The sequence below is a fragment of the Paraburkholderia oxyphila NBRC 105797 genome (genome assembly GCF_000685075.1).
Classification (GTDB): Bacteria; Pseudomonadota; Gammaproteobacteria; order Burkholderiales; family Burkholderiaceae; genus Paraburkholderia; species Paraburkholderia oxyphila.
Genome location: NZ_BAYD01000083.1, coordinates 37,145 through 46,020 on the forward strand (window position 1 = coordinate 37,145; position 8,876 = coordinate 46,020).

An 8,876-nucleotide genomic window follows, 5' to 3' on the forward strand; every position below is an offset into this window, starting at 1 on the left:
GCGGTGCCAGGGGCGTCGAGCCCGACGCCAGGTGGGGCGCGAGCGCTCGCACCTCGGTCCCGAGCCATCCGCAGACATCGCGGCGGCCGCAGCATGCGGCGCAGCGCGAGTTTCGAGGCGTTTCAGGCGTCTTTTTTCCGTCGATGTATCCATCCCAAGGAGCGGATCATGGCTCAGTTCAGCGCGTCACCAGGCAGTCCGGCAGTGCCCACTTTCGATTCATCCGAGAGCAGCGAAACGGCAGACGGCATGCGGCTGCCGGCCGGCTACAGCGAGCGCCTCTATAACCACGACCTCGCCCCGCTCAAGGAGCAGACGTGGGGTGCCTATAACATCTTCGCGTTCTGGATGTCCGACGTGCACAGCGTCGGCGGCTATGTGTTCGCGGGCAGTCTCTTCGCGCTCGGCCTCACGAGCTGGCAGGTGCTGCTGGTGCTGATCGTCGGCATCTCGCTCGTCAACGTGCTGTGCAACCTCATCGCCCGGCCCAGCCAGCGCCACGGCGTGCCGTATCCGGTGGCGTGCCGTGGCACCTTCGGCGTGCTCGGCGCGAATATTCCTGCCGTCATTCGCGGCTTGATCGCAGTGGCATGGTACGGAATCCAAACTTATCTCGCGTCGAGCGCGCTCGTGATCGTCGTACTCAAGTTCGTGCCTCAACTGATGCCTTACGCCGACGTGCACAAGCACGGCATGCTGGGCCTCTCGGCCATGGGCTGGGCCGGCTTCATGACACTGTGGGTGCTGCAGGCACTGGTGTTCTGGAACGGCATGGAGACCATCAAGAAGTTCATCGACTTCGCGGGTCCGGCCGTGTATGCCGTGATGTTCATCCTCGCTGGCTACATGGTGTACCGCGCGGGCTGGCACAACATCGGCCTGAATCTCGGCGGCGTGAAGTATCACGGCACGGAAGTGATTCCGGTGATGATTACCGCAGTTTCGCTCGTGGTGTCGTACTTCTCGGGACCGATGCTCAATTTCGGCGACTTCTCGCGCTACGGCAAATCGCTCAGGAGCGTGCATCGCGGCAACTTCTGGGGCTTGCCCGTCAACTTCCTCGCGTTCTCGATCGTCACGGTGATCACGACCTCGGCCACGCTGCCGGTGTTCGGACAACTGATTACTGATCCGGTGGAAACGGTGAGCCGAATCGATCACCCGACGGCCGTCATTCTCGGCGCGCTGACGTTCACGATTGCGACCATCGGCATCAATATCGTTGCGAACTTCGTTTCGCCGGCATTCGACTTCTCGAACGTTGCGCCGCGCCTCATCAGCTGGCGCGCCGGCGGCATGCTCGCGGCCGTGGCGTCGATCTTCATCACGCCGTGGAATCTGTTCAACAATCCCGCCGTGATTCACTACACGCTCGACGTGCTCGGTGCTTTCATCGGACCTTTGTATGGTGTCCTGATTATTGACTTCTATCTCGTGAAGCGTGGGCGTCTCGCCGTCGACGACCTCTACACCGTCTCGCCGAAGGGTGCGTACTGGTACACGAATGGCGTGAACTGGCGTGCAGTGTCGGCGCTGCTGCCGGCCGCGGTCATCGCGATCCTCTGCGTGATGCTGCCATCGCTCGAAGGCGCGGCGAACTTCTCGTGGTTCATCGGCGCGGGGTTGGGCGCGCTGTTCTACCGCGCCTTGACGATGGGCGAACGTGCACGGGCACGGGCGTAACCGGCAACCACCACGAAACCGCAAAGAAACGAGCAGAGAACTGACATGCGTATCAAGTTGATCAATCCGAACACCACGCAGCGCATGACGGCTGCGATGGGACAGTGTGCGCGCGCCGTGGTTGCGGCCGGCACGGAAGTCGTCGCCGTGAGCCCGACGATGGGACCGCCCTCGATCGAGGGCTACTACGACGAGGCGCTCGCGACGCCCGGTCTGCTCGCGGAAGTGGAGGCGGGCGAGCGCGAGGGCTTCGACGGCTATGTGATCGCCTGCTTCGGCGATCCGGGGCTGTACGCGGCGCGCGAGCTGGCGCGCGGGCCGGTGGTGGGCATTGCGGAAGCGGCCATGCACGCGGCCAGCGTGCTCGCGCCGGGCTTCTCGGTCGTGACCACGCTCTCGCGCACCAGGGCGATGGCCTGGCATCTCGCCGAGCGTTACGGCATGAGCCGCTTTTGCCGCAACGTGCGGGCAATCGACGTGGCCGTGCTCGAGCTCGATGAGCCGGGCTCGGCCGCGCGCCGGGCGATCGTCGAGGAATGCCGCCGGGCCCTCGAAGAGGACGGGGCGGACGCGATCGTGCTCGGCTGCGCGGGCATGACGAGCCTGTGCGCCCAGGTGGAAGACGCGCTCGGCGTGCCGGTGGTGGACGGCGTGACGGCAGCGGTCAAATGGGTGGAGGCGCTGGTCGCGCTGCGCCTCGCGACGGCCAAGCGGGGCGACTTCGCGCGCCCCCTGACGAAGCGCTACGATGGCGACTTCGCACGCTTTAGTCCGACGGATGCGGCGGGCGCCACCGAAACGCCGCCGCCGGTACGGCCGTTGCGGTACGGGTAAACGTGCAATGCGCGCCCCGCAGCGCCAGGCGGGGCGCGCCCCGGCACATACACGTCGCTTGACCCGCACTATCTGTCGGTGCGTATGGGCGCGCCATAACGATTTAGCTACACTGGGCCGATCCTGAAAACGGCATTTTCGGCGCAATGCAAAGCCTTGTGGCGCAAGGATTTCGGCCGGTGCAGCCGGTTTCGGCAGGTGCGGGCCGCCCGCGCGGTCTTCACATTTCGTTACCCATTCGAAAGATTCGATTAGCATGCCACTCGATCCCCAATATCCCCGCGATCTGATCGGTTATGGCCGGCACCCCGTGCAGGCAAACTGGCCCGGTAAGGCGCGCGTCGCGGTGCAGTTCGTGCTCAATTACGAAGAGGGCGGCGAGAACTGCGTGCTCCACGGCGACCCGGGCTCCGAGCAGTTCCTCTCCGAGATCGTTGGCGCGGCCGCTTATCCGGCGCGTCACATGAGCATGGAGTCGATCTACGAATACGGCTCGCGCGTGGGCGTCTGGCGCATCCTGCGCGAATTCGAGAAGCGCGGCTTGCCGCTGACCGTGTTCGGTGTCGGCATGGCCATCGAGCGCAATCCCGAAGTCGCGCGCGCGTTCGTCGAGCTCGGCCACGAGATCGCTTGCCATGGCTATCGCTGGATCCACTACCAGGATGCAACGCCGGAACTCGAAGTCGAGCACATGAAGCTCGGCATGGACGCGATCGAGCGCGTGGCGGGCGTGCGCCCGCTAGGCTGGTACACGGGCCGCGACAGCCCCAATACGCACCGCCTCGTGGCGGAGCACGGCGGCTTCCTCTACGACTCCGACTACTACGGCGACGACCTGCCGTTCTGGATGGACGTCGAAGTCTCCGGCGGCAAGACCACGCCGCAGCTGATCGTGCCTTATACGCTCGATACGAACGACATGCGCTTTGCGACGCCGCAGGGCTTCAACACGGCGGACCACTTCTTCACCTACTTGCGCGACGCGTTTGACGTGCTCTACGCGGAAGGCGACGAAGCGCCGAAAATGCTGTCGATCGGCATGCACTGCCGCCTGCTCGGCCGCCCTGGGCGTATCCGCGCACTGCAGCGCTTCCTCGATCACATCGAACAGCACGACCGCGTGTGGGTTACGCGCCGTGTCGACATCGCGCGTCACTGGCGCGAGCACCATCCCCATCAACCGCAGCAAAACGACCACCGCGGGGCCGCCGCATGAAGGCAATGCACTACACCCTCGACCAGTTGAACAACGCCTCGACCGACGCCTTCGTGGCGGCGCTTTCGGGCATCTTCGAGCACTCGCCCTGGGTGGCGGAAGCGGCGGCGCAGCAGCGTCCCTACGCGAGCATCGACGCGCTGCACAGCACGATGTCGGGCGCCGTGGAAGCCGCGGGCGAAACGAAGCAGCTTGCGCTCATCAACGCTCACCCGGAGCTCGCAGGCAAGGCCGCCGTCCGTGGCGAGCTGACTGAAGAGTCCACGCGCGAGCAGAGCGGCGCGGGCCTGAACCTGTGCACGCAGGAAGAATTCGACAAGCTACAGGCGCTCAACGGCGCGTATCGCGAGAAGTTCGGCTTTCCGTTCATTCTCGCGGTGCGCGGCTACGACCGCCACGGCATCATCGCGAATTTCGAGTCGCGCGTGAACAACACCCGCACCGACGAAATGCGCGCGAGCCTCGACCAGATCTATCGCATCGCGCGCTTCAGGCTGGACGAGTTGATCGACGCATGAGATTGACGCCGCGCCCCGCGTTTTGCGTGCGGCGCGGCGCTGTTTTAGATCCATAGAAAAGACACGAAGGAAGACAAAGATGGCACTCCCGACTCTCGACCCCAACGCACCGGATTTCACGCGGCGCTACGTGAATCTCGCGGACCCGCGCCTGGGCGCGCAGGCGCTCGAGACGAGCGACGACTTCTTCGCCCCGATGGAGCGCATGCTCAATCCGGAACCGGCTGTCTTCATCCCGGGCAAGTACGACGACCACGGCAAGTGGATGGACGGCTGGGAAACGCGCCGCAAGCGCACGACCGGCTACGACTGGTGCATCGTGAAGCTCGCACGCCCGGGCGTCATCAAGGGCTTCGACATCGACACGAGCCACTTCACCGGCAACTATCCGCCGGCAGCGTCGATTGAAGGTGCGTACGTGGCGCAAGGCGCTCCGGGCGCCACGACCGAGTGGACGGAGATCGTCCCGTCGACCTCGCTGAACGGCAACAGCCACCACTACGTGGAAGTGTCGAACGACAAGCCCTTCACGCACCTGCGCGTGAACATCTATCCGGATGGCGGCATCGCGCGTCTGCGCGTCTACGGCCAGCCGCAGATGGACTGGCAGGGCGCGAGCCGCACGGAGCTCTTCGACCTCGCGGCCATGGAAAACGGCGCGTATCTGGTGGCGGCCAACAACCAGCACTTCGGCTTGGCCTCCAACATCCTGATGCCGGGCCGCGGCGTGAACATGGGCGACGGCTGGGAAACGCGCCGCCGCCGCGAGCCGGGCAACGACTGGGCGATCATCGCGCTCGCGCAGCCGGGCATCATCAAGAAGATCGAAGTCGACACGGCGCACTTCAAGGGCAACTATCCCGATCGCTGCTCGTTCCAGGCGGCGCGCGTGGTGGGCGGCACGGACAGCTCGCTCGTGACCCAGGCGATGTTCTGGCCGGAACTGCTCGGCGAGCAGAAGCTGCAAATGGACAAGCAGCACTATTACGAGAGCGAGCTCGCGGCGCTGGGCCCGGTCACGCACGTGCGCTTGAACATCATCCCGGACGGCGGCGTCTCGCGCGTGCGTCTGTGGGGCACGCTCGCCTGAGCGCGGTGAAGGAGACAGCATGAGCGATACGACACAGGCCCTGGGCACGACACTCACCATCGAGCCGCTGACCAAAGAAGCGTTCGCGCCGTTCGGCGACGTGATCGAGCTCGCGGGCGCGAAGCAGATTCCGATCAATCTGGGCACGACGATCCGCTATCACGATCTCGCGAACGTGGACGTCACGGAAGAGAGCGGCCGCACGCTCGTCAATCTCTTTCGTGGGCAGCCGCGCGTGCTGCCGTTCGAGATCAAGATGCTCGAGCGGCATCCGCTGGGCAGCCAGGCGTTCGTGCCGCTGAACGACAAGCCGTATCTCGTCGTCGTGGCGCCGGCGGGCGAGCTGGACGTCACGAAGATTCGCGCGTTCGTCTCGCACGGCTGGCAAGGCGTGAACTACGCCAAGGGTGTCTGGCATCACCCGTTGATCGCGCTGGGCGAGGTGAGCGACTTTATCGTCGTCGATCGGGGCGGCGACGGCTTGAACCTCAACGAGCAGGATTTGCCGGAGTCGTTCTGGTTGACCGAAGAGGCGATGGCGGCAGCAACGCGCTGATGCGCTGACGCTTCGAGGTACGCGAACGAAAAAAAAGCCACGAACTTGCGTTCGTGGCTTTTTTGCATGTTACGAGGCACGCGCGTGAGCGCAGTGCCTCTATCTTGCCGGGTTGACGGCGATCAGAACTCGTAGCCGACCTGAGCGCGAGCAGCCGTGTTACCAGTGCTCGTGACGGAAACGCCACCGTTGACGAGCCAGTGCATGTTCTGCGAACGATACGTCACGCCGATCGCTGCAGCACTGCCGCCCATGTAGTAGCCGCCACCTGCTGCGACCACCGTGCGCCCCGGACCCGAAGGCGTGAGGTTCGGCATGGCCATTGCCGCGGCCACGCCCGCATAGGCGTTCTTCGAAACGGTGTTGATCGAGCTTTGCAGATTGCCGATCTGCTGGCTGAACGCGTTCGATTGCTGCGTCATCGCGTTGTTCAACTGGTTCAGGTTGACCGCATCCGTGCCCGACGTACCCGCCGCAACGTTGACGATCTGGCGCTCGGAACCTTCAGCACCGACCGACACGGCGTTGTCGCGATTCGCGATCGAGTTGGCGCCGATCGCCACGGAGTTGTTCGCCGACGCGTTGGCCTTGTCGCCGATCGCCGTCGAATTCGCGCCCGTTGCCACCGCGCCGCCACCAACCGCCACCGATTGCGTGCCCGAGGCTGCTGCGACACCGCTCGTCGAGTTGACCGAGGTGGCCGTCGAACCGGCCGTGTTGATGTTCTGCAGGGCCTGGTTGAGGCTCGCGACTTGCTGGTTCGTGGCGTAGAGCTGCTGGCCGGTCACCGCGTCCGTGCTGTCGTCCGAAAGGTTGCCGTTCGTGAGACCGCTCAAGCTGACGGTGCCGCCGGTCGTGCTGCTCAGCGTCACACTCGAGTGGTCCGCGGAGTCGTAATGCACGGCATCGGCGTCCGTCGAGCTGGTGGCGGAGTCGCCCACGTTCGTTGCGGCGTAACTGGTCGCGGTGGCGCCGACGGTGCTGCTGCCGGTGTTGGCCGCGCCCAGCAGCGAGCGCGATGCCGCGACCACAGGCGTCGTGGACGATGCCGCGCCCGATGCGCTATCGGCCGATTGCGATGCGCTGGAATTCGCGTCCGCAACCAGCGAGGCAATTTCGGCCGTGTTCTTCTGCACACGGTTGTCGAGGTTCGCGATTGCGTCGCCGACCGTATTCACGGTCGTGCCACCCACGGAGTAGGTGGGGGCGATGAAGCCGCCGAGCGAATTGATGCCGGCACCGCCGCCCAGCGCCGCTGCCACACTGCGCAACTGGCTCACGTTGACCGCGTCGGTATCGCCCTGGCCTGCGGCCAGGTTGACGATGCGGCGCGTGTTGACGGCGTTCTGAACCTGATAGGCGTTGCCGTTTGCGTCATAGGCGACATACGAGGTCGTGCCGTCATTGCCGACGGAGACCGTATTCGACTGGTTCGCCACCGAGCCCGCGCCGATTGCCACCGCGTCCCGTGCGCCTGCGTAAGCTTGCACGCCGAGCGCGACACCGTTCGTGACGGGCGTATACGCGCTGGAGCCGATGGCGATGGCGCCGGCACCGGTCGCGCGCGCGGCGTCGGTGGGGCCGTAGGAGCCGGCGTTATTGGCGAGGCCGGCGACTTGCGTGTAGTACGACGCTGTCGTATAGCTGCGTGTGAGGCCGCTCGAGTTGACCCCGGAGCTGCCGTTTGCCGGATTGATCAGCTCCCGGATGGACTGGTTTCCGCCCCCAGTGGCCGTATTGACGATCTGGTAGACCTGACCGAGGTTGGCGGCGTCCGTCAGCTCCACGCCGTCGGCCACGTTGCTGATGATGGTACCCTTGGGCAACATCACGTTGCGGTCGGCGCTCGTGGGGTACTCACTGCTGCCAAGGCCCGGATCGAGGACGATCTGCGCGTTGGCCGTCCCGATCGTGTTCGGAACGTAGAGGACGGCAGGATTGCTTACTTTGCCGTTGGCGTCCATGATGAAGCCACCATACTGGTAGCCGGACGGATCTGTCGACGTAGCCTGTGCACCCCAGCCGGCCGTGGTCAGCGTGTTGTTGATATGCGTAATGGAGTTCGTGAACGACTCGGTGATGCCGTACAGCTGCCCACCATTGATCGCGTCGGTGCTCCCCTCCGCGATGTCGCCCGCCGCCACGTTGATCAGCTTCGTGCCGCCCGTGCCGCCAAACGTCAGGCTGCTCATGCTCGAGTCGTCGTACACCACCGCGTCAGCTGCTTTCAGTGCGAGGTTGTTGACGGCGGTATTGGTCGCATAGAGTTGCGAGCCGTTGACGGCGTCGGTCGACGACTCGCTCAGGCGGCCTGCGGCGAGGTTCGTGAGCGTGCGTTCATTGCCGGCGCTGCCGATGCTGACGGTGCTCGTCGGATTACTGCCTTCGAAGGTGTAGTCCTGGCCAGCAATCGTTGCGCCCGCGGTACCGACTGCAGCAGCCGTCGTGGAGCCCGCACCGAGTGCGACCGCGTTGCTTTGCGATGCCGTGGCGCCGGTGCCGATGGCGAGTGCGTTGTCGCCGCTTGCGAGTGCCTTCGCGCCAACGGCGATCGCCGCGGCGCCCGTTGCGCCTTCGCCGTTGTAGTTGCTGTCGCCGGATTCGCTATTGATGCCGACGTAGTGCGCCGACCCGCCGACCTGCTGGAGGGCGTCATAGAGCTGCGAGCCGTTGACGGCGTCGGTGCTGGCAGACGAAATATCACCGTTGGCGACGTTGTGCAGTGCGACCGGTGCACTGGCGTTGGTGCCGCCCAGCGTCAGCGAATCGTGCGCCGACGAATCGTAGACCACCGCATCGGCGAGCTTGCTGTTGATGTTGGTGATGTCACCCTGGATGTTGGTGACGTCGCCCGCGAGGTTAGAGAGGTGCGAGTTGGTGTCGAAGAGCTGCGCGCCGTTGACCGCATCGGTGCTGGCAGCCGAAATGTCACCGTTGGCCACGTTATGCAGTGCGACCGGATCGGCGCCCGAGCCGCCG

General features: G+C 65.0%; 7 protein-coding genes. 6 read left to right on the forward strand and 1 reads right to left on the reverse strand.

Annotation, left to right across the window (positions count from 1 at the left end):
• The first annotated feature begins 168 nt into the window (after positions 1 to 168).
• The 6 genes from BO1_RS35510 (at position 169) to BO1_RS35535 (ending at position 5,897) form a co-directional block, all read left to right on the forward strand.
• The gene (locus BO1_RS35510; protein ID WP_028221633.1) at positions 169 to 1,683 is read left to right on the forward strand and encodes an NCS1 family nucleobase:cation symporter-1; all 1,515 of its coding nucleotides are present in this window, start codon (positions 169 to 171) and stop codon (positions 1,681 to 1,683) included.
• A 45-nt stretch (positions 1,684 to 1,728) separates the two neighbouring features.
• The gene (locus BO1_RS35515; protein ID WP_028221634.1) at positions 1,729 to 2,517 is read left to right on the forward strand and encodes an aspartate/glutamate racemase family protein; all 789 of its coding nucleotides are present in this window, start codon (positions 1,729 to 1,731) and stop codon (positions 2,515 to 2,517) included.
• A 256-nt stretch (positions 2,518 to 2,773) separates the two neighbouring features.
• On the forward strand, positions 2,774 to 3,733 hold the full coding sequence (puuE, locus tag BO1_RS35520; RefSeq protein WP_028221635.1) for an allantoinase PuuE: 960 nt from the start codon (positions 2,774 to 2,776) through the stop codon (positions 3,731 to 3,733).
• On the forward strand, positions 3,730 to 4,251 hold the full coding sequence (gene uraD / locus BO1_RS35525) for a 2-oxo-4-hydroxy-4-carboxy-5-ureidoimidazoline decarboxylase (protein ID WP_028221636.1): 522 nt from the start codon (positions 3,730 to 3,732) through the stop codon (positions 4,249 to 4,251). The genes puuE and uraD overlap by 4 nt, the downstream gene beginning before the upstream one ends.
• Before the next feature lie 79 nt (positions 4,252 to 4,330).
• Positions 4,331 to 5,341, forward strand: coding sequence for an allantoicase (alc, locus tag BO1_RS35530; protein WP_028221637.1), 1,011 nt, complete (start codon positions 4,331 to 4,333; stop codon positions 5,339 to 5,341).
• 19 nt (positions 5,342 to 5,360) lie between these two features.
• Positions 5,361 to 5,897: an ureidoglycolate lyase gene (locus BO1_RS35535; protein ID WP_028221638.1), complete on the forward strand. Its 537-nt coding sequence runs from the start codon at positions 5,361 to 5,363 to the stop codon at positions 5,895 to 5,897.
• Positions 5,898 to 6,019: 122 nt separating this feature from the next.
• Here BO1_RS35535 and BO1_RS35540 read toward each other — a convergent pair.
• Positions 6,020 to 8,876: YadA family autotransporter adhesin (locus tag BO1_RS35540; RefSeq protein WP_028221639.1), on the reverse strand; the 2,857-nt coding region annotated here is incomplete at its 5' end.

What these genes read in the sequence shown, in the direction of transcription:
- BO1_RS35510 (WP_028221633.1), top strand. Translation starts at nt 169, where the DNA reads ATGGCTCAGTTCAGCGCGTCACCAGGCAGTCCGGCAGTGCCCACTTTC.
- BO1_RS35515 (WP_028221634.1), top strand. Translation starts at nt 1,729, where the DNA reads ATGCGTATCAAGTTGATCAATCCGAACACCACGCAGCGCATGACGGCT.
- puuE (WP_028221635.1), top strand. Translation starts at nt 2,774, where the DNA reads ATGCCACTCGATCCCCAATATCCCCGCGATCTGATCGGTTATGGCCGG.
- uraD (WP_028221636.1), top strand. Translation starts at nt 3,730, where the DNA reads ATGAAGGCAATGCACTACACCCTCGACCAGTTGAACAACGCCTCGACC.
- alc (WP_028221637.1), top strand. Translation starts at nt 4,331, where the DNA reads ATGGCACTCCCGACTCTCGACCCCAACGCACCGGATTTCACGCGGCGC.
- BO1_RS35535 (WP_028221638.1), top strand. Translation starts at nt 5,361, where the DNA reads ATGAGCGATACGACACAGGCCCTGGGCACGACACTCACCATCGAGCCG.